The following is a 23517-nucleotide window of genomic DNA, read 5'->3' on the forward strand; positions in this document are numbered from 1 at the left end:
GAGGGGGGTGAGCGGTTCTGTGATGGTGGCGGCTGCGGGTTCGTTGTGGCTGGTCGCGCCCACGCGGCGGAGCCGCTGTCGATACAGCCCCGCGCCCCTTGGTTTCTCGGGTGGTCCCTTGTCAGGATGTGGGCGTGTCGCAGAGATCGTTTAACACCCCCCTGATCGGTCGGGACGACGAGCTGGCCCGCCTCGCGGCGGTGCTTCGGCGTGCCCGGGACGGCAGTGGGCAGGCCGTGCTGGTCGCCGGGGACGCGGGGGTCGGGAAGACGCGGTTGCTGGACGAGGTGGCGGCGCGGGCGGCCGGGGGCGGGGCGGTCGTCGTCACCGGGCACTGTGTCGATCTCGGTGATGTGGGGCTGCCGTACCTGCCGTTCACCGAGATCCTCGGTGTGCTGGCCGCCGACGAACGGTTCTCCGGGGTGGTCGCCGCGCATCCGGTCGTCGACCGGCTGCTGGGGGCCGCTTCGGACTCCTCCCGGGACGCGGATGCGCGGCTGCGGCTCTTCGAGGGTGTGGCCGGGCTGTTCGCCGATCTGGCCGCCGTCACGCCGCTGCTGCTGATCCTGGAGGATCTGCACTGGGCCGACCAGTCCTCCCGGGATCTGCTGCGGTTCCTGCTGAGCCGGGGTGTGCTCCCCCGGCGGCTCGCCGTGCTGGCCTCCTACCGGGCCGACGACCTGCACCGTCGGCATCCGCTGCGGCCGTTGCTCGCCGAGCTGGTACGGCTGCCCGCCGTGGACCGGCTGGAGCTGCGGCCGTTGGCCGATGCCGAGGTGGCGCGGCTGGTGCGGGCGCTGGAGGAGCGTCCGCTGTCGGACGCGACGGTGCGGGGCATCGTGGAGCGGGCCGAGGGCAACGCCTTCTACACGGAGGAGCTGGTGGCCGCCGCCGACGCGGACGGCATGCCGACCGGGCTGGCCGACCTGCTGCTCATCCGGGTCGAGCAGCTGTCGGAGACGGCCCAGCAGGTACTGCGGACGGCCGCGGTGGCCGGGCGCCGGGTCGGGCACGAGCTGCTGCGGGACGCGGTCGGGATACCGGAGGAGGAGCTGGAGTCGGCGCTGCGCGAGGCGGTCGGGCGGCAGCTGCTGGTCGCGGGCGACGAGGACACGTACACCTTCCGGCATGCCCTCGCGCGCGAGGCCGTCTACGCCGATCTGCTGCCCGGGCAGCGGTCGCGGCTGCACGGCACGTTCGCCCGGCTGCTGGCCGCGCGCGGCGGCGGGGCGGAGACGGCGGCCGAGCGCGCGCACCACTACCGGGAGAGCCACGATCTGCCCGAGGCGCTGGCCGCGTCGCTGGAGGCCGCCGATCACGCGCGGCGGGTGGGCGCGCCCGCCGAGGAGCTGCGGCGGCTGGAGACGGTCCTGGACCTGTGGCCGACGGTGGCGCCCGACGCACGGCCCTCGGGCGAGGGACTCGACCCGGTGACGTTGACGCTGCGGGCCTCGGCCGCGGCCGCGCACGCCGGTGACGTGCACCGGGCGGTGTCCCTGACCCGCTCCGCGCTGGCCGGCACCGGTCAGGACGCGGATCCGGAACTCGCCGCCCGGGTCCGGTACACCCTGGCCGGGAACCTGATGACCGTCGACAACCTCGCGGCGGCGTTCGCCTACAGCAGCGAGGCGCTCGCGATGATCCCGGCCGATCCGCCGTCGCGGACCTGGGTGTGGGCCGCGTCCACCCATGTCATGGCGGCCCGGCAGGTCGGGGACGACGCCACCGCGCTCCGGGTCGCCCGGCAGGCTCTGGAGGTCGCCGACCGGATCGGCGCCACCGTGGCCCGGGCCGAGCTGCTGATCTCCCTGGCCCGGCTGGAGGACGGCGCCCGCGGCACCGGGAAGGGGCGCGAACTGCTGCGGGAGGCACTGGAGTTGGCCCGGTCGGCCGGGGACGCTCCGGTGGAGATGCGGGCGCTGTACAGCCTCGCCATCGGCTGCTTCGAGTCCGGTGAGTTCGAGGAGTGCCTGCCGTGGATCACCGAGGGACTCGACCGGGCCCGGCGTTCGGGGCTGCTGTCCTCTCCCTATGCCTCGGAGCTGCGGTACCTGCGGCTGCTGGTGCTGTACACGCTGGGGCGGTGGGACGAGTGCGTGCGTGCGGCCGACCGGGACGGAGTGCCGGGATATGCGCAGGGACCCGCGCTGTACGTCGCGCTGGCCCGGGGCGATTCGGATGTGGCCGAGCGGGCCGGGGCGCTGCTCGGGGAGCCCTTCGACTGGATGGGCCGGCTCGTCGGGGGCATCGTGCTCGTCGACGCCGCCGCCCTGCGGGGCGATGCGGAGGAGGCCGTGGCGCTGGTGCGGGAGTCCGTCGCGTCGTTGGCCGACCAGTTGGGGCGGGCACCGTACGTGTCGGTCCGGCTGGCGGCGCTCGCGCTGGCGGCGGTCGCGGACCGGGCCGTGGAACTGCGCGGTACCGAGGGCGAGGACCGTTGGACGGACGTCGCCGACGAGCTGGTGGAGCTGGCCCGGGAGACGGCCGTGCGGCAGGGGCCGGAGGGGCGGGCCTGGCTGGCGCGCGCGGAGGCGGAGCGGACCCTGGCCGTGTCGGGGCCGGACGTGGCGGCCTGGGAGAAGACCGTGGCCGCGTTCGCGGACGGCGATGTGTACGAGCGGGCCCGGGTCCGGCTGCGGTACGCGGAGGCCCTGCTGGCCGACGGCCGGCGTGCCGAGGCCGAGGAGCAGGCGGGAGCGGTACGGCAGACGGCCGTGGCCCTGGGCGCGGCGCCCCTGCTGGAACGGCTCGACGCACTGGTGCGGCCGCCCGCGGCAGCCGGCCGGGTCGCGCCGCTCACCGCCCGTGAGCAGGACGTGCTGAGCCTGCTGGCGCTCGGCCGCAGCAACCGGCAGATCGGCGAGGAGCTGTTCATCACCGGCAAGACGGCGAGCGTGCATGTCTCCAACATCCTCGCCAAGCTGGGCGCGGCGAGCCGTACGGAGGCGGTGGCGATCGCCTATCGCGAAGGCCTGATCACCCCGGAGCCGTCGGCCCGGGGGTGATCAGGCGGTCACGCGGGTTCAGCGCTCGCAGTCCAGACCGGCCAGGTCGACGGAGTCGGCCATGGCCTGCATCCCCTTGTCGTTGGGGTGGATGTGGTCGCCGCCGTCGAGGAACGGCAGCATCCGGGCCTGGTCGTAGGGGCTGCGCAGGATCCGGTCGAAGTCGGCGGTCCCGTCGAACTCCCCGCTGGTGCGGATGTAGTGGTTGACCTCCTGCCGGACGGCCTCGCCCGCCGGGTCCCACTCCGGCCAGCCCTCGAACGGCCCGACGGTCGAGGCGACCACGCACTTCCCGGCCGCGTGCGCCCGCCGCGCGATCTCTCGGTACCCGCCGATCAGGTCGGCCGCGGTGACCCCGGTGTGGGCCTTGATGTCGTTGACCCCCTCGAAGAGGAAGACGGTACGGACACCCGGCTGGCTCAGGACGTCGCGGTCCAGCCGGTTCAGAGCGGCCTGCCCGGCGCCGTCGGCGAGGACCTGGTTGCCGGAGATCCCCTCGTCGGCGACGCCCTTCACCTCGGTGTCCGCCTTCTGGAGACGGCGGGCGAGGTAGTCGGGCCAGCGGCGGTCGAGGTCGGTGGTGGACGCCCAGCCGTCGGTGATGGAGTCGCCGAGCGCGACCACCGCCCCGGTGGCCGGGTCCGACGGCCGTACCGAGACCGAGTCCAGGTACCACCAGGAGCCGGTGGTGTCGGTCCAGTTGGCGGCGCTCTCCTCGGCGGTGTGGTCGCCCTGGGTGACGTACGACGTCTGCATCGCCATGCCGTGTCCGGTCGCGGGGCCGGCCGCGTCGGGGCTGTGCAGGCTGACGACCAGGTTGCTGCCGGCGGGCAGGCTGCCGGGCAGCGGGTCGCTCCAGGCGGTGGCGCCCGCCGGCACGGTGACCGTGCGGGCGCCGTCGAAGGTGAGCCGCTTGTTGGTGCCCGGCCTGAGGGCGGCGCCCTGGCTCTGCAGGCCGGCGTAGACGCTGTCCAGGGTCAGCGGCCGGTCGCCGAAGGCGTTGGACAGGCGTACCCGCAGGCCGCTGCCGGCCTCGCTGGTGTGCACGACCAGCCGGTAGCCGCGGTCGGCGGTGCCCTGTCCCATCCGGTCGGCGCTGGCGCCCCAGGTGACCACGTCGTGCCGGGCGGAGGCGGCGGCTCCGGAGGAGGGCTCCCAGGTGGGTGCCGCCTGGGCGGGCCCGGTCTGGCAGGCGACCGTCGTCAGTAACACGGCGGCGAGGCTCAGCAGTCGCGCGAACCGGCCGGTCACCGCGTGAAGTCCTTCAGGGTGACGGACTGGCCGGGTTTGAGCGTGACCGTCCGTGTCGTACTGCCGAACGCGACCGTGGTGGTGCGGCCGCCGACGCTGCGGATCCGGGCCTCGGTGGGCTTTCCGTCGCGCCAGCGCAGGTCGACGACGAAGCCGCCGCGCGCGCCGGCGCCGGTGACCGAACCGGCGGCGGCCCAGGCGTCGGGCAGGGCCGGCAGCAGTTCCAGGTGGCCGGGGCGGGAGTACAGCAGCATCTCCGCGATCGCGGCCGGGGTGCCGAAGTTGGCGTCGATCTGGAAGATGCCCCGGCCCCCTCCCATGTCCATGATGTCGAAGAGGTTCGCCGCGCTGCCGTTGCTGCCGTTCACCGACGGCTTCAGGTTGTTGACGACGAGCTGGTAGGCCTTCTCCGCGTTCTTCAACCGGGCCCAGCACAGGCTGCGCCAGGCGTTGGACCAGCCGTAGCTGTCCATGCCGCGGGCGGTCAGCAGGGCCGTCGCGCCGGCGAGGATGTCCTTCGGCGTGGAGTCGTCCGGGCGGATCCGGTCGCCGGGGAAGAGGTTGATGAGCGGCGAGAGGTGGCGGTGGGTGGTCTCGCCGAGGTTGTCCGGGGACATCCACTCCTCCAGCCAGCCGGTCTTGGGGCTCACCACCGGCAGGTAGAGGCGCTCGCGGAGTCCGCCGATGGTGCCCGCGTATCCAGCATCCCTCTTGAGCTCGGCCGCCGCAGTACGGAAGTTCCCGAACAGGGTCCAGATGAGTTCCTGGGCATAGGTGATGCCCTTGGCGTCCAGCGGCCCCTGCTCCGGCGACCAGTCGCTGTCGGCGATCAGCACCTCCTTGCCGTCGTCCAGGGTAGTGCTGAGCAGCCGCGCCTCCCAGAACTCGACGGCGCCCTTGAGGAGCGGGTAGATCTTCTCCAGGTGGGCGCGGGACTGGGTGAACTCGTAGTGCTCCCACAGGCTCTGGCAGAGCCAGGCGTTGCCGGCCGGGTGCCACCACCAGCCGCCTCCGCCATAGGGGTTGGTGGAGATGGCGACGGTCCAGCCCGCCACCTCGCCCCGGGAGTTGCGGTAGCGGTTGCGGGAGTCCTGGAACAGCCGCCGGGTGGTGTCCTGCCAGGACGGGAGCTGGTCGACGCAGTAGTCGGTGAAGGCGTCGAAGCACGGGGAGAGGCCCAGCCGGTCGGACAGCCAGTAGTTCATCTGGACGTTGATGTCGGTGTGGTAGTCGCCCATCCAGTCCGGGTCATTGCCGTCCAGCCAGAGGCCCTGCAGGCCCATCGGGAGGCTGTCGCGCGATCCGGCGACCATCAGGTACCGGCCGAACTGGGCGTAGGCGGCCTCCAGTTCGGGGTCGGGGTCGCCGGTGGCGGCGCGCGCCTGGACGCGCGCCCAGGTGTCCAGTTCGCGCTGCTCGGCCGTCGAGGTGCCGAGGGTGAGATCGAACTGCCCGAACAGCGCCCGGTGGTCGGCCGCGTGGGTGCGCAGCAGCGAGTCGGCCGAGTGCTGGGCGGCCGCCTTCACCTTGGTGCGGGCCAGCGCCACCGGGTTCACGGAGGGGGCGCGGTAGCCGGCGGCGGCGTCCGGGGCGTAGTTCGTGCCGCCGCTCAGTACGACGGTCAGCTCCCGGCAGTCGGCGAAGGTGATGTGCGACCCGCTCACCCGCACGCTGCCGCCACTGCTGTACGCCTTGACGGCGGCCCCGTACTTCAGGCCGTTGGCGAAGGACCCGGCGAACGACTCGGCCGTGCCGCCGGTCTCGCCGTGGGTGCCCTCGAGGGTGATGGTGCCGGTGTAGCGCCCGCCGCCGTCCTGGGTGAGGTGCAGCACGATCACGTCGTCGGGGCGGCTGGCGAACACCTGCCGCCGGTAGGTCACTCCGGAGCGGACGTACGAGGCCGACACCACGCCGTTGTCGAGGTCGAGGGTGCGCCGGTAGCCGGAGACGGCCCCCAGGTCGTGGTCGGGGATCTCGACGGTGAGCCGGGCGAGGAGGGTGAGGGAGCCGAAGTCGGCACGGCCGTAGGGGAACTGGCCGTCGGAGTCGAGGGTGTCGTTGAGCCCGCCGGTCCACAGGGTGGCGTCCGTGACGAGCAGGAGCTCACGGCCGGAGTCGTTGCCCGCCAGGGCACCGAGCCGGCCGTTGCCGACGGGCAGGCCCTGCGTGATCATCGACCCGTCGTCGGCGGGCGCCTGCCACCAGAGCGGGTGGCGGGAGGCGGCGAGCGGCTCGGAGGACCGCAGCGGCGCGGCGGAGGCGGTGAACGAGGGAAGCGAGGCCAGGGCCCCGGTGGCGGCGGCCAGCGCCAGAAAGCTGCGTCTGCTGGGGTGGTTGTCCATGGGGTTCCAATCCGACGTCCGTGAGGGGAGCGCCCCTTCAGGGGCGCTGGGGGCGCCCCCGGCGGAAGGCTGGGGGAGGAACTGCGCGACCGGCCCCCACCGGCCGGCAGTTCCCGAACGACGCACTTGACCGAGACGACTACCGAGGCGACTTGGGAACGTCGATCCGGTCGACGTCCGGCGCGTACCCCGACCCGCTGTCGACGCTGATCGTGTTGGCACCGGCCTTCAGCGTGACCGGCACGCTCACCGTCGCCACGGTCCCCCAGTCCCCGGTCGACGGGAACTTGTGGCTGGCCCCGGCCCCGGCGTTGGCCGAGATCGTGGCGGACCGGGAGTCACCGCTGATGTAGGCGACCTTCACCAGGTACGTGCCGGCCTTGTCGACCACCACGTTGTTGATGGTCAGCTTGCCGCCCTGGTACAGGTTTCCGACCTTCTTCTGCCCGGAGCACGCGTCGCACCCGGCGACGGACGCGTTGCCGCTCAGCGTGTTGCCGCTCGCCTCGGCCTCGTAGCCGGTGGAGGCCGACGCGCTGCCCTTCGGCGTCACGGTGAACAGCCGGGAGCCGTGCGCCGGCAGCGCCTCGGTGATCTTGTTCTGGAAGCTGCCGAGGTTCTCCTTGTTCCACACGTCCCGCACCGACGCCTTGCCGCTGAAGCCCAGCGCCGTCCAGTCGGCCGTGACCGCCGAGGGCGAGTCCGCGAGGTTGAACAGGGCGACCGTGTACGTGCCGTCGGCGTTCTTCGCGGCCCAGACCTGCTGCGGGTCGGACGGGGTGACGGGGCGGGCCGGCGGGTTGCTGCTCTGGTCGATGCCGATGACCTCGCGGTTGGTCAGCAGGGAGACGCCGTAGTCGTCCAGCTTGGTGATGTCGTCACCGGTGAACAGGGGCGACTTGGCGATGGCCCAGAGCGTGGCGTAGCTCTGCCGTTCGGCCTTGGTGAGGCCGTCCATGGCGCCGTTGCCGACGTCGAGGGAGTCGAGGTCGTTCCAGCCGCCGGGGCCCGCCTTGTCGGTCCAGGCCGGGGTGTCGTCCCAGCGGTCGTCGACGGAGTTCTCCCAGCTGACGAGGGTGTTGCAGTAGCACTCGACATCGGTGTCGATGCGCCAGCCGTTGGTGTACTTCTGCCAGTCGGCGGCGTGCCCGAAGTCCAGGGACCAGGAGGCCTCCAGGTGGATCGGGCGGCCGGTGGCCGCGATCGCCTTGTGCCAGGCGGCGACGTCGGCGACGTTGTTGTACTGGTCACCGCTCTTGCCGGAGCCGGGGCCGACACCGTCGAGCTTGAGGAAGTCGTAGCCCCAGCCGGCGATCAGCTGGGCCTGGGAGTCGATGTACTTCTGCGCGCACGGCTTGTCGAAGTCGATCTTGTACGAGCTGTCCCAGCCGTTGGTGGTGCGCAGGTCGTCGTAGACGATGTCGGCGGTGGTGCAGCCGTCGGCGTTCCAGATCGGCGTCTTCCCGTCGCCGTAGGCGCCCTTCTCCAGGCCGGCCGGGAGGTAGATGCCGGCCTTGAGGCCCTTGGCGTGGATGCGGTCGGCGACGGCCTTCATGCCGCTGGGGAAGCGTTCGGGGTCGGCCTTCTGACGGCCGTACTGGTCGTAGCCGGTCTTCCAGTTCCAGTCCATCCACCAGCCGGCGTCGATGTTGACGTATTCGTAGCCGTACTTCTTCAGCTTGCTCGCCAGGGCGTCGGTCTGCTTGAGGACGTTCGCCTCGGTGAGGTAGCTGTAGTCGCCCTGGTCGTTCAGACCGGGGTACTTGGACGACTGCATGCTCCAACTGGACCAGCCCATGTAGGGCTTGGCGGCTATCAGCGGGGGTGTCTCGGCCTGCGCCGCGGGCACGGCGGACGCGAAGGCGGCCGTCAGTGCCAGCACCAGGACGGTTCTCAGCCCGCGTACGGGCAGGACGGAATGCGAAGGTGACCGCATGGGCCCTCCAGGGTTCGGGGTCTCGGGCGGCTCAGCCCTGGCCCGTCGGAGTGGGAGAAGAGGTGATGAAGGACTGGATCGCGGCGGCCGCGGCCCCGCGCGCCCACTCCTCGAAGGGGAGCGGGCGGGTCTGTACGTCGCACTGCGCGGCGGAGCCGAAGGCGGCCGCGGTGAACGAGTCGAGGATCTGCTCGGCGAAGAGGTCGTAGGCGGCGAGTCCCTCGCCGGAGATGATCACGCGTTCGGGGCCGAAGAGGTTGGCGACGGTGGCGATGCCGCGGCCGATGGCCGCACCGGCGTGCGCGTACACCTCCCGGGCTCCGGGCACGCCCTCGTGGGCGAGGGCCACGGCGTCGGCGGAGTCAGCAACTTGACAGCCCGTCACCTCGCGCATGCGGGCGACGATCGCGGCGTCCCCGGCGATCGCCTCCACGCAGCCGCGGTTGCCGCAGTGGCAGAGCGGTCCGGCCGGGTCGATGGGCACATGCCCGATCTCCCCCGCGACGCCGTGCGCGCCGGACACCACCCGTCCGTGGACCACCAGTCCGCAGCCGATGCCGGCGCCGACGGTGACCACGGCGAAGTCGGAGAGCCCGACCCCGGCGCCGAACCACTGCTCGGCGACGGTCAGGGCGCGCACGTCGTTGTCGACGATGACCGGCAACCCGGTTGTCATGGCGGCGAGTTCGGCGAGGGCCACGTCCCGCCAGTCGAGGAAGGGCGAGTAGCGCACGACGCCCTCGGCGCGGTCCACGTCGCCGGAGACGGCGATGCCGAGGCCCAGGACGGGGGCGCCGAAGTCCTCGGCCTCGGTGCGCAGTTCGTGGGTGAGCTCGGCGATGGAGGTCAGGACGGCCTTGGCGGCGCGGTCGGTGACCGGCAGCCGGCGGGCCAGGCGGATCCGGCAGCACAGGTCGGTGAGGACGGCGATGACCTCGTCCCCGGTCACCTTGACCCCGATGAACAGCGCCCGCCCGCCGTCCACGCGCACCAGGTTGGCGGGGCGCCCCAGAGCGGGCCGGGCCTCGCCGTCGGCGTCCTCCGCCAGGTACCCGGCCGCCAGCAGCGGCCGGACGGCCTTGGTCACGGCCGCCGGCGACAGACCGGCCCGGCGAGCCGCCTCCAGCCGGGTGAGGGGGCCGTGGGACAGGACCGTGGTGAAGATCTGTGAGACGGCCGGCGTGTGGGCCGGGAACGTCTCGGCACGGGAGGTGGAGCGCATGGCCGGGAACTTAGGTGGCTTATTTTCCGCTGTCAATAAAAGAAACAGGAATCACCTGAAGGTTGACTGTGAGGCTCCGGTGGCCTTCAAATGGCGGGTGTGACGGGGGCGTTGACCCGTGTTCCACCAGGAGGACCGATCCGGGTGCCCGGCCCCCCGACGGGGCACCCGGATCAGCGGCAAGGCGCGCCCGTCAGCGGCGGACGGCCGGCGTGTCGGCGACCGTGACGTTGACGGCGGCCCAGGCCCGGTCGACCGTCCGGTACTCGGTGCTGCTCGCGCCGTAGAGGTCCTTGGCCGCCTTCAGCGTCGCGATCCGCGCGTCGTGGAAGTCGGTCGAGGAGACCATGTACCGGGTCAGGGCGCGGTAGAAGATCGCCGTGGCCTTGGTCCGGCCGATGCCGGTGACCGTGGACCCGTCGTAGGTCGGCGAGTCGTAGGTGGTGGCGCCGATCGTCTTGCGGCCGCTGCCCTCGGCGAGCAGGTAGTAGGCGTGCGAGGAGACGCCGGAGCCGGCGTGCACCTCGGCGTCCTCGACCTCGGGCGACCAGTAGTCGACGGTGCCTTCGAGGCGGTCGAGCGAGGGGTGGTCGAGGCGGCGCAGGAACTTCTGGGCGAGGCCCAGCTTCTCGCCGAGGAGGTAGTTCGGCGGGTTCTTCGGGTTGTTGGCGGAGAACTCGACGTTGGAGCCGAAGATGTCCGCCAGCGACTCGTTGAGCGCGCCGGGCTCGCCGAACTGGTTGCCGTCGTTGTCGACGTAGGTCGGTTCGAGCTTGGCGGTCGCGTCCACCACGCCGTGGGTCAGCTCGTGCCCGGTGACGTCGAGGACGACCAGCGGCTTCTTGATCTCCTGGCCGTCGCCGTCGCCGTACAGCATGCAGCCACAGGTCGGGTCCCAGAAGGCGTTGCCGACCTTGTTGCCCCAGTGGACCATGGCGCGGGCGGGCTTGGAGTTGTTGGCTATGCCCTTGCGGCCGAAGGCCTTCTTGTAGAAGTCCAGGGTCTTGGTGATGCCGTACTGGGCGTCGGCGGCGGCGCTGCCCCGGCTGCTGGTGGTGCCGTTGCCCCAGCTGTCGGTGGTACTGGTGAACTTGGTGCCCTGGCCGAAGCTCTCGGTCTCCCTGCCCTTGGCGTCCCGGGTCTCGGTGCCGTAGCGGGTCGGGTCCTTGAGCAGGAAGCTCTTGCGGGCGGTCTGCGTGGTGGTGAGCGGGACCTTGCCCACGAAGAGGGATCTGCCGGAGCCGTGCGCGGTCGCCGGGTAGTGGGCGGCGGCCGAGGCGGACGAGCCGATGAGGGCCTGGGCCCGGGTGCCGATGCCGAGGGCGGGGTCGACGGTCTCACCGCGCCTGCGGAGGGTCTCCAGCACCTTGGGCGAGAGGAACTCGTCGCTGTCCGGCGTGTTGCTGCGCACCTTGCCGGTCAGGGCGTCGACGACGACCGTACTGGAGCCGTTCGCGCCGTCCACCGACACCTGGTAGGCGAGGGCCGAGGCACCGTCGCGGGCGTCCACCACGAGTTCGGCGGTGCCGGCGTCGCCGTCGGCGGCCGAGGCGGCCTTCTCCTCTGCCTGGCGGGCCGTCAGCTTCGCCTCGGTGACGGCGGGTTTCACGGCGTGATCGGCCGCACGGGTGACACCGGTGTAGGCCAATCGACGGGAAAGATGGACGACGAGGTCGCCGCCGAGCACCGGCATGCCCCGGTGGGTGCGGACGAAGCGGACATGGCGTGCCCCTTCGGGGTCGATCATCACGTCCTGCGCCCGGAGTTCGTCGCCCGCGCCGACACCGGTCGACGAGGCGTGGGCGAAGGCGGCGGCCCGGGCCGCCTCCACCACCTGCGCGGATGTCGCGGCGGAGGCCGCCGACTGCTGTACCCCCGTGGTGGGACCGGCGAAGGCCGTACCGGCCAGGCCCGTGGCGGCGGTCGTCACGGCGACGGCTACGGCCACGCTGCGTATGTGCGCGCTACGCACTGATCAGGGTTCCTTTGTTCGGACGGCGGTCGAGGTCGTCGATCGCCGTGCGGCATGGCGCCGTCAGGCGCCAGGAGGCTGGTCGGGCCCCGGCCCGCAACCCTTCCGGACGAGTCATGTCCATGTAAAGCGCAGTTCGTCGCTTTTCTTGCTTTTCGTGGCAATACTTTGCGAAACCGCACCGCATGGTGATCACTGGGTGACCAACTATGCGTCTGCTGTGGAGATGTGACGGGATGCGAGAAGGTTCCCTGAACCGCATGTGACCCATCTCGCATCAGAAACAGCACGGAGAGGAGCAGAGTCCGGATGGTCTCGGCAAAGGTGAGCAGAAGCGCGGTGCTCGGGGCGGTGGCGCTGTCACTGGTCGCGGTCCCGGCCCAGGCGGCGACCGGCACGACGGGAGCGGAGCCGCGGCCGGCCGCCGCCGCCCTGCCGGCGCCCGACACCGCGGGGCTGGCCGCGGTACTGGGTTCGGTGGTGTCCAAGGGCGCGCCCGGCGCGATGGCCCGTATCGACGACGGCACGAAGGTCTACAAGACGTCCCGGGGCGTGGCCGACCGGACGACCCGGCGCGCCCTCACGACCGGCGACCGCTTCCGCGTCGGCAGTGTCACCAAGACGTTCTCGGCGGTCGTCCTGCTGCAGCTGGTGGACGAGCACAAGCTCGCCCTGGACGCCCCGGTCAACCGCTATCTGCCGGGGCTGCTGCCGGACGACCGCATCACCGTGCGGCACGTCCTGAGCCACCGCAGCGGTCTGTACGACTACACCAACGACATGTTCGCCAGCAGCGTCTCCGGCTTCGAGGCGGTCCGGAACAAGGTCTTCACCTACCGCCAGCTGGTGAACCTCTCCCTGAAGAAGCCGCGCACCAACGCGCCGGGCGCCGCCTACTCGTACTCCAACACCAACTTCGTGGTGGCCGGCCTGCTGATCGAGAAGCTCACCGGGCACAGCGTGAAGACCGAGTACCAGAACCGCATCCTCAAGCCGCTGAAGCTGCGCGACACCTTCTACGTCCACCCCGACACGAAGATCCCGGGACAGCACGCCAACGGCTACCTCACCGCGGACAAGGCGGGCGCCCAGCCCGTCGACGCCACGAACCAGACGGTCTCCTGGGCGCAGAGCGCGGGCGCGATCATCTCGACCGCCCAGGACCTCGACACCTTCTACTCGGCGCTGGTCCGGGGCAAGCTCACCTCGGCCGCCCAGCTCAAGGAGATGGAGCGGTTCACCCGCGTCAACTCCACCACCTCCTACGGCCTGGGCCTGCGCCGCCGCGACCTGTCGTGCGGCGTCTCGGTGTACGGCCACACGGGCGCCGTCCAGGGCTACTACACGTACGCCTTCACCACCAAGGACGGAAAGCGCAGCCTCACCGCCGTCGCCAACGCCTCCAACAACTCGGCCGTGCTCAACGCGCTGGCGGGCACGCTGGAGTCGGCGTTCTGCGGCAAGAAGGCGACGGCCACCCGGAGCGCGACCACGCCGGTCGAGCAGGAGGACGTGGCACCGGCCGACCCGAGCCGGCTCTAGCGCCGCGCCGGGGGAACCTCGCGCCCGGGCCGGACGTTCTACCGGCGACTCCCCCCACCGGGCGCGAGGTTCCGCCCCCGACCGCACAGAGGCGGCGCGATGAGCGAGCTGGTCCCCGGGGGCAATCTGCCCCTTCCGGGCGGCGCGCTGACGCTGCGGGTACCCGGTCCGTTCGACGTGTCCGCCCTGATCACCGGCGAGAGCGGCCAGGTGGGCGGTGACGTCGACTTCGTGTTCTACAACCAGCCGGACGCACCCGGCGTCCGGCTGCGCGGCGACACGCTGACCGTCGAGCCGGCCCGGCTGCGGTCCGGCGCCCGGCGCGTCACCCTCGCCGTCACCGCCGAGGAGCTTGGGACCGCGCTCGGCCGGCTGCCCGCGTCCACCCTGCACGTCACCGACCGGCTCGGCCGCACCCTGGCCCGCTTCGCCCCGCCGCGCCCGCAGACCGAGACCCTGTTGCTGCTCGCCGAGATATACCGCCGGGGCACCGGCTGGAAGCTGCGCGCGATCGGCCAGGGGTACGCGGACGGGCTGGCGGGCCTGGCCCGGGACTTCGGGGTCGACGTCGTCGAGGACCGGCAACCGGCTCCGGCCGCCCCCGCGTTCCGCACCACCATCCCCGCGCAGCGCACGGCGGCCGCCCCGGCCCGCCCCTCGACAGCCTCGCTGCCCGACCCGGACGGCCTGCTGGGCCTGGTCAACTCCGCCCGCGCCGAGGCCGGCCGCCCGCCCGTGGCCCCCGACGCCCGGCTGGCCTCCGCCGCCCACGCGCACGCCACCGCGATGGCCGAGGCCGGCCGGCTGGCCACCGAGAGCCGTGACGGCGTCTCCGTCCACCAGCGGATCAGCCACACCGGATTCGCGTATGTCACGGTCGGCGAACACCTCGTCTCCGGCCCCCGCACCCCGGCCGGGTTCGTCGACTACTGCCTGCGCACCGAGGACGCCCGGCGCACCCTGCTCGACCCCGCCTTCACCCACGCCGGGCTGGCCCACGTCCGCGACCCGCGCGACGGCGACATCTACTGGACCGCCCTGTGGGCCAGACCGCTCACCCGGGCCGAGCTGACCCGCACCCGTGCCGAGGTCGTCGACCTCACCAACCGGGAGCGCGCCCGGGCCGGGCTGCGGCCGCTCGCGGTGGATCCGCAACTGGCGACGGCCGCGCAGGCGTACAGCACGGACATGGCGACCCGGGACTTCTATGCGCACACCTCCCCCGAGGGCACCCAGCCCTGGGACCGGGCCGCCGCCGCGGGCTCCCGGCGGCGCACCATCGGCGAGAACATCGCCTGCGGCCAGCGCTCGGCGGCCGAGGTGGTGGACGGCTGGATGAACAGCCCGGGCCACCGGGCCAACATCCTCAAACCCGAGTTCACCCACATCGGCATCGGCTTCGCCGGCGGCGGCCGGGCGGGCACCTACTGGACCCAGCTGTTGGGTGCCTGAACCGGTACCGTCCGTGATCTTGGCGGAACGGGTCCCTCCGGGCCACCATGCCCGGCATGAAGGGTGATCTCTTTTCCAGTCAGCACATGGTGGCACCGGCCGTCGAGCCCGGCATGTCGGTCGAGAACGCGAAGTGCCTCAAGTACGCCGTGAACGGCGAGATGCACGCCCGCCAGGGCGCGATGATCGCACACCGCGGCAGTCTCAAGTTCGAACGCAAGGGCCAGGGCGTGGGCGGCATGCTCAAGCGCGCGGTCACCGGCGAGGGGCTGCCGCTGATGTCGGTGCAGGGCCAGGGCGAGGCCTGGTTCGCGCACGAGGCACAGAACTGTTTCATCGTGGAGGTCGAGCCCGGCGACCAGTTCACGGTCAACGGCCGCAACGTCCTCTGTTTCGACGCCTCCCTGTCGTACGAGATCAAGACCGTGAAGGGGTCCGGGATCGCCGGCGGCGGTCTGTTCAACAGCGTGTTCACCGGGCACGGCAAGCTGGGGCTGATCTGCGACGGCAACCCGCTGGTGATACCGGTCTCGCCGCAGGCCCCGGTGTACGTCGACACCGACGCCGTGGTGGGCTGGACCGCGCAGCTGCAGACCTCGCTGCACCGCTCCCAGTCCATCGGGTCGATGCTGCGCGGCGGTTCGGGCGAAGCCGTGCAGCTGATGCTCCAGGGCGAGGGATATGTGGTGGTCCGGCCGAGCGAGCTGACCCCGCAGAAGGCACAGCAGCACTGACACCTCGTGCGGTGATCCCCGCCACACGGGCAACCCCGGCGGCCCTGCCGACGTCCTGATGCACAACAGCGAAGCCCTGGCCCCCGCGGCCAGGGCATCATTCGGGCGCACTATACGCAGTGTGTATACATGCAATGTATAGATGCCGTGTATACGCCCTTGCGCAGAGAGGCACGCATGTACGGCAAGGCATTCGCCCCGGAGTACCAGGGCGCGTTGACTTCCCTGTCGGTGAACTCGTCGCTGGTCGACGTGCTGGCGGCGGGCATCGAGGAACTGCGGGCGGCCGAGCGGTCCGGACGGCTCGACGAGGAGGCACGCTGCCGGCTGGCCGTCGCGGAGGCACACCGGCGGCTGGGCCGGGTGGCGGACGCGGACCGGGCCTGGAAGGCGAGCTACCGCGCCGCCCGGGCGGCCGGGGAGACGGCGGCGATGGCGTGGGCGCTGTGGAGCGGCGGCACCCTGGCCCGGCAGCGCGGGGCGTTCCCGCTGGCCCGCCGGCTGCTGGCGCTGGCGGCCGAACTCGGTGAGCGGGGCGGGGACGTCGTCGTACGCGGCTACTCGCTGGCCGGACTCGCCGAGACCGGCCGGATCCAGGGCGACTACGAGGCCGTCGGACGGCTGCACGAGCAGTTGCTGGCCGAGGCGCGGCGGCGCGGGGAGGCTCGGCACACGGTGTGGGCGCTGGAGGGCATCGCGCAGATGCACCGCAACACCGGGTCGTACGACACCGCGTACGCGTTGTTCGAGGAGGCGGCGGAGATAGCCGGGCGGGCGGAGGACCGGCGCGGGCACGCCTGGGCGCTGCGCGGGCTCGCCGACATCGTGTCCGTGCGCGACGGCGACACCGGGCGGGCGCTGGCGCTGCTGTCCGAGGCCGAGGTGTCGTGCCGGGCGATGGACCTGTCCGGCGCGCTGGCCTACAACCACAAGATGCGCGGCAACGTCCTGTACCGGGCGGGGCGTTACCCCGAGGCCAGGGCGATGTACGAGACGGCGCTGGCGGAGTTCCGGGCGATGGGCGAGCCGCGCGGCGAGGCGCTGTCCCGGCTGGGGCTGGCCAAGGCGCTGGCCCGGCTGGGCCGGGACCGGGCCGAGACGGCGGCCGAACTCGCCGACCTGGCGGGGGTGCTGGAGCGAGCCGGGCTGCGGCACGCCCGGGAGATGGTCACCCGGGCCCAGGCGGAGTTCGGCGTCGCGGCGGAGACCGTCCGATGACCGCGCCCGCGCCCGTCAGCACTCCCCCGCAGGTCCTCGCCCGCTGCCGGGACCTGGTGCGGCCCGCGCTGCGGGCCGCGGTGGGAGGGCTGCATCCCTGGGTCGGCGAGATGGCCTCGTACTCCTTCGGCTGGTGCGAGGTCGGCGGGGCGCCCGTCGACGCCCCGGGCGGCAAGGGGGTCCGGCAGGCGCTCGCGGTGCTCGGCGCCGAGGCGGCCGGCGCACCGGCGGCGAGCGGGGTTCCGGCGGCGGTGGCGGTGGAACTGGTGCACGCCTTCTCGCTGCTGCACGACGACATCATGGACGGCGACACCACCCGCCGGCGCCGGCCGGCGGTGTGGCGCGCCTACGGCACCGGACCGGCGGTGCTGGCGGGCGACGCCCTGTTCGCGCTCGCCGTGCGGACGCTGGCCGACTCGCCCGGCGCCGTGCGGCTGCTGTCGGGCGCGCTGGCGGACCTGGTGCGGGGGCAGGCGGACGACCTGCTCTTCGCGACCCGGCCGTGGACCGGCGTGTCGGCGCGGGAGTACCGGGTGATGGCCGAGCACAAGACGGGCGCGCTGCTCGGGTGTGCCGTCGCGCTGGGGGCCCGGCTCGGCGGGGCGCCGGAGGCCGTGGTGGGCGACCTGGACCGGGCCGGCCGGCAGCTGGGCGTGGCGTTCCAGCTGGTCGACGACGTCCTGGGGATCTGGGGCGACCCGGCCGTCACCGGCAAACCCGTGCACGGCGATCTGCGGGAGCGGAAGAAGACGTATCCGGTCCTGGCCGCGCTCGGCACCCCCGCCGGGCCCCGGCTGGCCGGACTCCTCGACACGCCCGGGCGCGCCGAGGAGGCGGCGGCGCTGATCGAGGAGGCGGGCGGGCGCACGGCCGCGCTCGCCGAGGCGCACCGGCACACCGAGCGCGCCGAGGCGCTGCTCGCCGGGCTCCCGCTCGCCTCTGCGGACCTGCTCGACCTGCTGGACTTCCTGGTGCTCCGGGACCTGTGAATCCGGGTTGACCTGGGGCGTCCGGCCGGGTCAGGGTGCGAAAGGCGCGGTCCTTGACCTCCGCGCCGGAAGGGTGAACCACCTTGATCGGCATCTCGGACATCGAAGCCGCCGCACAGCAGATCGCCGGGCACGTCGTCCGCACGCCCACCGTGCCCAGCCCCGGTCTGTCGGAGCTGCTCGGCGCCCCCGTCACCGCCAAGCTCGAACTCCTCCAGCGCACCGGCTCGTTCAAGGCACGCGGGGCCACGGCCAAGCTGCTGTCGCTGAGCGAGGCCGAGCGGGCGGCGGGCGTGGTGGCCGTCAGCGGCGGCAACCACGGCATCGCCCTTGCGGTGATGGCCGAGGCCCTCCAGGTGAAGGCGACCGTGGTCATGCCCCGTACCGCGCCAGCCCGGTCGATCGCGCTGGTGGAGGCGGCCGGGGCGTCGGTGCGGCTGACCGACGGCATGGGTTCGGCGTTCGAGCTGGTCACCGTGTTGCGCGACGAGGGCCTCACCCTGGTCCACCCGTTCGACGACCCGATCGTGATCGCCGGTCAGGGCACGGTGGGCCTGGAGCTCGCCGAGGACGCGGACGACCTCACCGACGTGATCGTCAGCATCGGCGGCGGGGGCCTGATCGCGGGCGTCGCGGCGGCGCTGCGCGCGAAGCGCCCGGAGGTGCGGGTGTGGGGCGTGGAGACGGAGGGCGCGCAGGCCATGTCCGAGGCGCTCGCGGCGGGCGGGCCGCTGCCGGTCGCGGTGTCCTCGATCGTGACGACGCTCAGTGCGCCGGCCGTGTCCCGGCTGACCTACGACCTCGGGGCGGCCCTCGTGGAGGAGGTCCTGGTGGTCCCGGACCGGGAGGCCGTACGGGGCAGTCTGGAGTTCGCCGAGCACGCCAAGGTGTGGACCGAACCGGCCGCCGGCTGTCTGCTGCCCGCCGCCCGGCAGGTGCGGGAGCGGGTCGGCGACGGGGCGCGGATCGGGCTCGTGGTGTGCGGGGGCAATGTGACACACCGGGAAATCGCCGAGTGGACCGAGCGCTTCGGGCTCGGCTGACCACCGCACCGCAGCCGGGCTTTTACCGTCGGTTACCCCCAGGTCGAAGCCCGGCCATTCACTGTTTTCCCCAAGTTCGCTGCTGGTGCCGCCGTTTGAATAAAAGGCAAGAACCCTCCCGGAGTTGCAGATCCTTTGAACAAACCCGGGCGCGTCCCCCGTACCTCTGGTCAAGACGAGGCAGGGGTTTCAGCGAGGGATGACGATGGTCAAGGCGCATGTCTCCGCACAAGAGTTGGTCGCCGGAAGGTATCGGCTCCTCGAGGTCGCCGACCGCGAGCCGAACCGCATCGGCTGGTACGCGGAGGACATCCAGGCGGAGCGCCCGCGTCTGGTGACCCAGATCGCGCTTCCCGGCGACCTCACCGCCGACATCGTGCGCCGGGCCACCGCCCGGGTGCTGCGCTCCTCCGAGGTGATGAGCGCGCTGCGGCCGGGCCGGGTGGCGATGGTGATCGACGCCTTCGAGGAGGCGGGCGCGCTGTGGACGGTGACGGAGCTGATCGACGGCACACCGCTCAGCGAACTCCTCGCGCAACAGGGCTCGCTCAACTACGTACGGGCCGCCCGGATCGCCCTCGACGTGCTCGACGTGCTGGAGGCCGCGCACAGCGACGGCTACACCCACGGCGAGCTCAGCCCCGGCCAGATCTTCGTCCGCGACAAGGGTCCGGTCGTGGTCACCGGGTTCGGTCTCGCGGGCGCGACGCTGGCGCCCCGGGTCACCGCGCCGTCGTACGCCTCGCCGGAGCAGGCCCGTGACGAGCGCATCGGGCCGGCCGCCGATCTGTGGGCGCTGGGCGCGATCCTCTACACGATGGTCGAGGGGCGGCCGCCGTTCCGGGACCGGGGCAAGGCCGACGCCACCCTGAAGGGCGTGGACCGGCTGCCGCTGCGCACCCCGTTGCGGGCGGGCCCGCTGACGCAGGTCGTGCAGGGGCTGCTGCGCAAGAACTCCCGGGAGCGGCTCAGCCGGCCGGTGGTCCGCCAGGCGCTGACACGTGTCCTCGACGAGGATCCCGACACGGTCGGGCAGCCGGCCCCCGTGCCCCGGCTGCGCGGCGCCTATGTGGCCGCGCGTGCCTCGGGGTGGAGCAGGACCACCATGATCGGCGGGACCGCGCTGGCGGTGGTGACCGTGTCGGTGGCGGTACTGGCCGCGACCCAGGGACTTCCGGGCGGCGGCAGCACCTCGGCGGGCTCGGCGCCGAGCGCCTCCGCGACGGCCGACCAGCCGAGCAACCGCACCGACGGCAACGGACCGAACCCCTCCCCCTCCAAGACCTCGGCCTCCCCCAGCACCACCGCCAGCCCGTCGCCCTCGCCCTCGGCCTCCGCCTCGGCCTCGGCCTCGGCCTCCGCCACCGGCGGCGCCCTGCCGGCCGGCTTCCACCGCTACACCGCCCCGGAGGGCTTCTCCGTGGCACTCCCGACGGGCTGGAAGCGCATCGAGACCTCGCGGGTCGACGACCTGGCCTATCGGATCACCTTCGGCCCGGGCGGCGACGACCCGCGCACCCTGGCGATCACCTACAGCACCCAGGCCGGCCCCGACCCGGTCGCCGTCTGGCGGGACGACGTGGAACCGCAACTGGAGCAGCTGGACGGCTACCAGCGGGTCGGCCAGATCACCGCGACCACCTACCAGGGGTACAAGGCAGCCGACATGGAGTGGCTCTCCGGCACCGGAGCCGACCGCGTCCACACTTTCGGCCGCGGCTTCCTCCTCGGCGGCGGCCGCAGCTTCTCCCTACGCATCACCACCTCCGCCGCCACCTGGGACCAGCCCGCGAACCAGCTCGCGATGAAGACCTTCCTGACAACGTTCCGCCCAGCGAAGACCTGACCCACCCGCCCCCGGGTCCCACCCGGGGCCGGTCCCGCCAGACGCAGCGGCCGGTGGTGCGCGGTGCGGTCGGCCGGTCTTGGGTGGTGCGGCAAAGCCTGGTCAATGGGCGGATATAGGCTGCTGGTCCGTACGCATGCAGTTCGGCAGCCTTCAGGAGCGTTCTCCGTGACCCTAGCGATCGACCCGTCCGAGACGTCCAACGCGTCCCCGGCTCCCCTCTCCGACCTCGTGGCGCGGGACGCGCGGGAGTTCGGCGCGTATGTGCGCACCGGTGGCTGGACGTTCGGGCTGATGGTGGCGCGCAGTGTGCGGCCGGGTGGACAGGGCGCGGACGAGACGCCGAAGGTGTCGGCGAAGGAGTTCGCGGAGCTGGCCGGCTGCTCCCCGGAGCGGGTGATGCGCTACTACAAGGCGTGGGACAAGGCCGCCGACGACGGTCTGGTCCCGCACTTCGAGGCGCTGACCCCCGGGCAGGAGGTCGAACTTCCTGATTCCGACGTGTGGTTGGCCTACTACGTCGCCCGCAGCAGCGCGACCTCCGAGCGCGGCACCGCCATCGCCGAGGCCGCCGAGGCGGAGGGCATCCGGCCCACCAAGGCCCTTGAGGTCGCGGAGAACCCCACCGCGCTGCGTGCCGCGATCCTCGCCGACCCGTCCACCGCCAGCGCCGCCCGCACGGCTCTCCTGGACCGCATCAAGGAGGACCCCGAGCTGCAGACGGTGCTGGCCCGGGACGTGGTCCGCACCGCCGATCTGAAGAAGGCCGTCGCCACCGAGAGCCGCTCGGCGGACCGGATCGGTTACGTCCGCCAGATCGCCGAGTCGGGCCAGATCAAGACCCCGGCCGGACAGACCGTCGACGCCCCCGTGGAACTCCGCCAGGAGGCCGAGCGCCATCTCTCCCTCCTCGACGAGCTGGACGAGGACGAGGACACCGGCGAGTGGGCGTCCGAGGCGTACGACACCCTGAAGAACCTGGTCGTGGAGGCGGTCGAGGCCGACCCCGACCTACGGGTCCAGGAGCGGCGGACGAAGTTCTACAACAGCCTCCAGAAGGCGACCAAGGCGTTCGAGGAGCTGACCTTCGACGACGCCCAGGACTTCTACGAGGACGACATGGTCCAGCAGTTGGAGGAGCTCCAGCAGGCCATCGGTTCCTGCCTGGCCGCACTGCGTTCGCGGGACTCGGAGGGCAATTCCGCTCAGGATTGAGCGTTTTTCCCGTGAGAGGGGTACTAGAGGGCACCCAGCCGATCGTTCTCGGAGGCCTCTCGGTGAAGCCCATCGTGCACAGGACCCTGGTCGTACAGCTCCGTGCGGACGGGACGGGCCGCTGCCCCGTCCTCGCCCATCTGTCGTACGACGCCGGTGACCCGTTCGCCGTCACCGCGGTGTTCACCCTGGACGGCCGGGTGCTCGCCCGGTGGCGGCTGGACCGCGAGATGCTGAACGACGGTCTGAGAGAGCCGGTCGGGGTCGGTGACGTGCGGCTGCGTCCGGTGCGGCAGGGGCGCTGGCGGGAAGTGCGCATGGACTTCCTCGGCGATCCGCTGCCCGGCGGCACCCGGCACCACGCGGTGGTGTTCGCCTGGGCGCCCGCGCTGGCCGCGTTCCTGAGCGACACCTACATGGTCGTGGCGCCCGGGCGCGAGGAGGTCCAGGTGGACGACGTACTCGCGGAGATCCTCGCGACCGGCTGAGTAGCCGTACTCATGTCCGCGCCCTCGGGTCGCGGCCACGATGAGGGCTCCACGACAAGGAGTCCGCCATGACCGCAGTGCACCCCGCCCCGCGCCCCGTTCCGCACCGGGTGCCCCGCCGTGTTCCGCCCGCCCTGCTCGCCGGAGTGGTGGTGGCCGGCATGGCGCTCTCGGCATGGGGCGCACGGGACCGTACGACGTGGTTCCTGGAGACGGTGTGGGTACTGGTGGGGCTGCCGCTCGTGGTGCTGACCTGGCGGCGCTTCCCGCTGACGGGCCTGCTGGCCGGACTGCTGACCGTGCATGCGCTGGTGCTGGCCGTCGGCGGCCACTACACCTACGCCGAGGTGCCGGTGGGCGACTGGGTCCGGGACACCTTCGGCCTCGACCGCAATCCGTACGACCGTCTCGGCCACCTCATGCAGGGGTTCGTGCCGGCGATCCTGGTCCGGGAGCTGCTCAGCCGTACCTCGCCGCTGCGCGGCAGCCGCTGGCTGGCCCCGCTCAGCGTGTGCGCCTGTCTCGCGTTCAGTGCCTTCTTCGAGCTGCTGGAGTGGCTGGCGGCGGAGATCGGCGGGCACGGCGCGGACGCGTTCCTGGCCACGCAGGGCGATGTGTGGGACACCCAGTGGGACATGTTCTGCGCGCTGATCGGCGCGACGGTGTCGGTCCTGGTGCTCAGCAGGGTGCACGACCGGCAGCTGCGGGCGCTGGAGGCGGCTCAGCGGGCGCTGTGACGGCGCCGCGACCAGAACGGCAGGCCGTACCAGCACACCAGGTACCAGACGACGACGGCCACCACCACCCAGGTCACCCCGCTCCCGCCGGTGGCCACCCGGAGGATCAGCACCAGGGACGAGGTCATGGTGGCCAGCAGCAGGAAGAGGCCGACCTGGGTCAGCCCGGAGGCCAGCCGCACCGCCTGCGGCTTGACCTTCCGGCCGGCGACCAGCCGGTGCAGGGACACCGGGCCGATGAGCGCGCCGGTGGCCGAGGCCCCCAGGACGACCGTGACGATGTAGATCGCCCGGTCCGCGTCGGACAGCTCGGCGTACTTCTGCTGGAACACCACGGTCAACAGGAAGCCGAAGAGGATCTGCACACCGGTCTGGGCGACGCGCACCTCCTGGATGAGTTCGCCCCACATCCGGTCGGCGCGCTCCTCCTCCGTCTCGTCGCGCCCGGTGCGCCGGTCCTGGTCGGTCATGACATGCGGGTAACCGCCGGGCCGGATTCCCAAACGGCGCGGGCCGGGGGCGGCA

Annotated in this window: 17 protein-coding genes; 11 read left to right on the plus strand and 6 right to left on the minus strand. The window is 72.4% G+C overall.

Annotated features, from left to right (window positions below; translation table 11 throughout):
• The first annotated feature begins 134 nt into the window (after positions 1-134).
• Positions 135-3005, plus strand: coding sequence for an AAA family ATPase (locus ACFZDK_RS39820; protein ID WP_390980014.1), 2871 nt, complete (start codon positions 135-137; stop codon positions 3003-3005).
• An 18-nt stretch (positions 3006-3023) separates the two neighbouring features.
• Here ACFZDK_RS39820 and ACFZDK_RS39825 read toward each other — a convergent pair whose 3' ends face one another.
• From ACFZDK_RS39825 to ACFZDK_RS39845, 5 genes are all read right to left on the minus strand, one after another.
• The gene (locus ACFZDK_RS39825; RefSeq protein WP_390980016.1) at positions 3024-4256 is read right to left on the minus strand and encodes a GDSL-type esterase/lipase family protein; all 1233 of its coding nucleotides are present in this window, start codon (positions 4254-4256) and stop codon (positions 3024-3026) included.
• Complete coding sequence (locus ACFZDK_RS39830) at positions 4253-6598, minus strand: glycoside hydrolase N-terminal domain-containing protein (protein ID WP_390980018.1); 2346 nt, start codon at positions 6596-6598, stop codon at positions 4253-4255. Before ACFZDK_RS39830 ends, ACFZDK_RS39825 begins: the two co-directional genes overlap by 4 nt.
• A 139-nt stretch (positions 6599-6737) precedes the next feature.
• Positions 6738-8534, minus strand: coding sequence for a CBM35 domain-containing protein (locus ACFZDK_RS39835; protein WP_390980020.1), 1797 nt, complete (start codon positions 8532-8534; stop codon positions 6738-6740).
• A gap of 31 nt (positions 8535-8565) precedes the next feature.
• Entirely contained in the window at positions 8566-9756 is a 1191-nt protein-coding gene (locus ACFZDK_RS39840; RefSeq protein WP_390980022.1) for an ROK family protein, read from the minus strand.
• A 193-nt stretch (positions 9757-9949) separates the two neighbouring features.
• The gene (locus ACFZDK_RS39845; protein WP_390980024.1) at positions 9950-11728 is read right to left on the minus strand and encodes a M4 family metallopeptidase; all 1779 of its coding nucleotides are present in this window, start codon (positions 11726-11728) and stop codon (positions 9950-9952) included.
• A gap of 309 nt (positions 11729-12037) precedes the next feature.
• Here ACFZDK_RS39845 and ACFZDK_RS39850 point away from each other — a divergent pair, with 309 nt between their 5' ends.
• The 10 genes from ACFZDK_RS39850 (at position 12038) to ACFZDK_RS39895 (ending at position 22992) form a co-directional block, all read left to right on the plus strand.
• Entirely contained in the window at positions 12038-13270 is a 1233-nt protein-coding gene (locus ACFZDK_RS39850) for a serine hydrolase (RefSeq protein WP_390980026.1), read from the plus strand.
• Positions 13271-13369: 99 nt separating this feature from the next.
• Entirely contained in the window at positions 13370-14722 is a 1353-nt protein-coding gene (locus tag ACFZDK_RS39855; protein WP_390980028.1) for a CAP domain-containing protein, read from the plus strand.
• 56 nt (positions 14723-14778) lie between these two features.
• Positions 14779-15456 (plus strand): AIM24 family protein, encoded by a 678-nt coding sequence (locus ACFZDK_RS39860; RefSeq protein WP_390980030.1) that lies wholly within the window; start codon positions 14779-14781, stop codon positions 15454-15456.
• A gap of 177 nt (positions 15457-15633) precedes the next feature.
• Complete coding sequence (locus tag ACFZDK_RS39865; RefSeq protein WP_390980032.1) at positions 15634-16674, plus strand: tetratricopeptide repeat protein; 1041 nt, start codon at positions 15634-15636, stop codon at positions 16672-16674.
• Positions 16671-17663 carry a polyprenyl synthetase family protein gene (locus ACFZDK_RS39870; RefSeq protein ID WP_390980036.1) on the plus strand — a complete coding sequence of 331 codons (993 nt, stop codon included), beginning with the start codon at positions 16671-16673 and terminating at the stop codon, positions 17661-17663. The genes ACFZDK_RS39865 and ACFZDK_RS39870 overlap by 4 nt, the downstream gene beginning before the upstream one ends.
• Before the next feature lie 83 nt (positions 17664-17746).
• Complete coding sequence (locus ACFZDK_RS39875; RefSeq protein WP_390980038.1) at positions 17747-18706, plus strand: pyridoxal-phosphate dependent enzyme; 960 nt, start codon at positions 17747-17749, stop codon at positions 18704-18706.
• A gap of 199 nt (positions 18707-18905) precedes the next feature.
• Entirely contained in the window at positions 18906-20552 is a 1647-nt protein-coding gene (locus tag ACFZDK_RS39880) for a protein kinase (protein ID WP_390980040.1), read from the plus strand.
• 168 nt (positions 20553-20720) lie between these two features.
• Positions 20721-21767, plus strand: coding sequence for a hypothetical protein (locus ACFZDK_RS39885; protein WP_390980042.1), 1047 nt, complete (start codon positions 20721-20723; stop codon positions 21765-21767).
• A gap of 62 nt (positions 21768-21829) precedes the next feature.
• Positions 21830-22255 carry an SsgA family sporulation/cell division regulator gene (locus ACFZDK_RS39890; RefSeq protein ID WP_390980044.1) on the plus strand — a complete coding sequence of 142 codons (426 nt, stop codon included), beginning with the start codon at positions 21830-21832 and terminating at the stop codon, positions 22253-22255.
• Positions 22256-22323: 68 nt separating this feature from the next.
• Complete coding sequence (locus ACFZDK_RS39895; protein WP_390980046.1) at positions 22324-22992, plus strand: DUF2238 domain-containing protein; 669 nt, start codon at positions 22324-22326, stop codon at positions 22990-22992.
• Here ACFZDK_RS39895 and ACFZDK_RS39900 read toward each other — a convergent pair.
• Positions 22977-23462: a DUF6328 family protein gene (locus ACFZDK_RS39900; RefSeq protein ID WP_390980048.1), complete on the minus strand. Its 486-nt coding sequence runs from the start codon at positions 23460-23462 to the stop codon at positions 22977-22979. The two genes, ACFZDK_RS39895 and ACFZDK_RS39900, sit on opposite strands and share 16 nt — an antisense overlap.
• Positions 23463-23517: the final 55 nt, after the last annotated feature.

This window comes from Streptomyces sp. NPDC007901 (assembly GCF_042959465.1).
Classification (GTDB): domain Bacteria; phylum Actinomycetota; class Actinomycetes; order Streptomycetales; family Streptomycetaceae; genus Streptomyces.

Excerpts from the sequence above, each read along its gene's own strand:
- ACFZDK_RS39830 (WP_390980018.1), bottom strand. The coding sequence starts at position 6,598 with ATGGACAACCACCCCAGCAGACGCAGCTTTCTGGCGCTGGCCGCCGCC.
- ACFZDK_RS39835 (WP_390980020.1), bottom strand. The coding sequence starts at position 8,534 with ATGCGGTCACCTTCGCATTCCGTCCTGCCCGTACGCGGGCTGAGAACC.
- ACFZDK_RS39840 (WP_390980022.1), bottom strand. The coding sequence starts at position 9,756 with ATGCGCTCCACCTCCCGTGCCGAGACGTTCCCGGCCCACACGCCGGCC.
- ACFZDK_RS39850 (WP_390980026.1), top strand. The coding sequence starts at position 12,038 with ATGGTCTCGGCAAAGGTGAGCAGAAGCGCGGTGCTCGGGGCGGTGGCG.
- ACFZDK_RS39855 (WP_390980028.1), top strand. The coding sequence starts at position 13,370 with ATGAGCGAGCTGGTCCCCGGGGGCAATCTGCCCCTTCCGGGCGGCGCG.
- ACFZDK_RS39860 (WP_390980030.1), top strand. The coding sequence starts at position 14,779 with ATGAAGGGTGATCTCTTTTCCAGTCAGCACATGGTGGCACCGGCCGTC.
- ACFZDK_RS39865 (WP_390980032.1), top strand. The coding sequence starts at position 15,634 with ATGTACGGCAAGGCATTCGCCCCGGAGTACCAGGGCGCGTTGACTTCC.
- ACFZDK_RS39870 (WP_390980036.1), top strand. The coding sequence starts at position 16,671 with ATGACCGCGCCCGCGCCCGTCAGCACTCCCCCGCAGGTCCTCGCCCGC.
- ACFZDK_RS39880 (WP_390980040.1), top strand. The coding sequence starts at position 18,906 with ATGACGATGGTCAAGGCGCATGTCTCCGCACAAGAGTTGGTCGCCGGA.
- ACFZDK_RS39895 (WP_390980046.1), top strand. The coding sequence starts at position 22,324 with ATGACCGCAGTGCACCCCGCCCCGCGCCCCGTTCCGCACCGGGTGCCC.
- ACFZDK_RS39900 (WP_390980048.1), bottom strand. The coding sequence starts at position 23,462 with ATGACCGACCAGGACCGGCGCACCGGGCGCGACGAGACGGAGGAGGAG.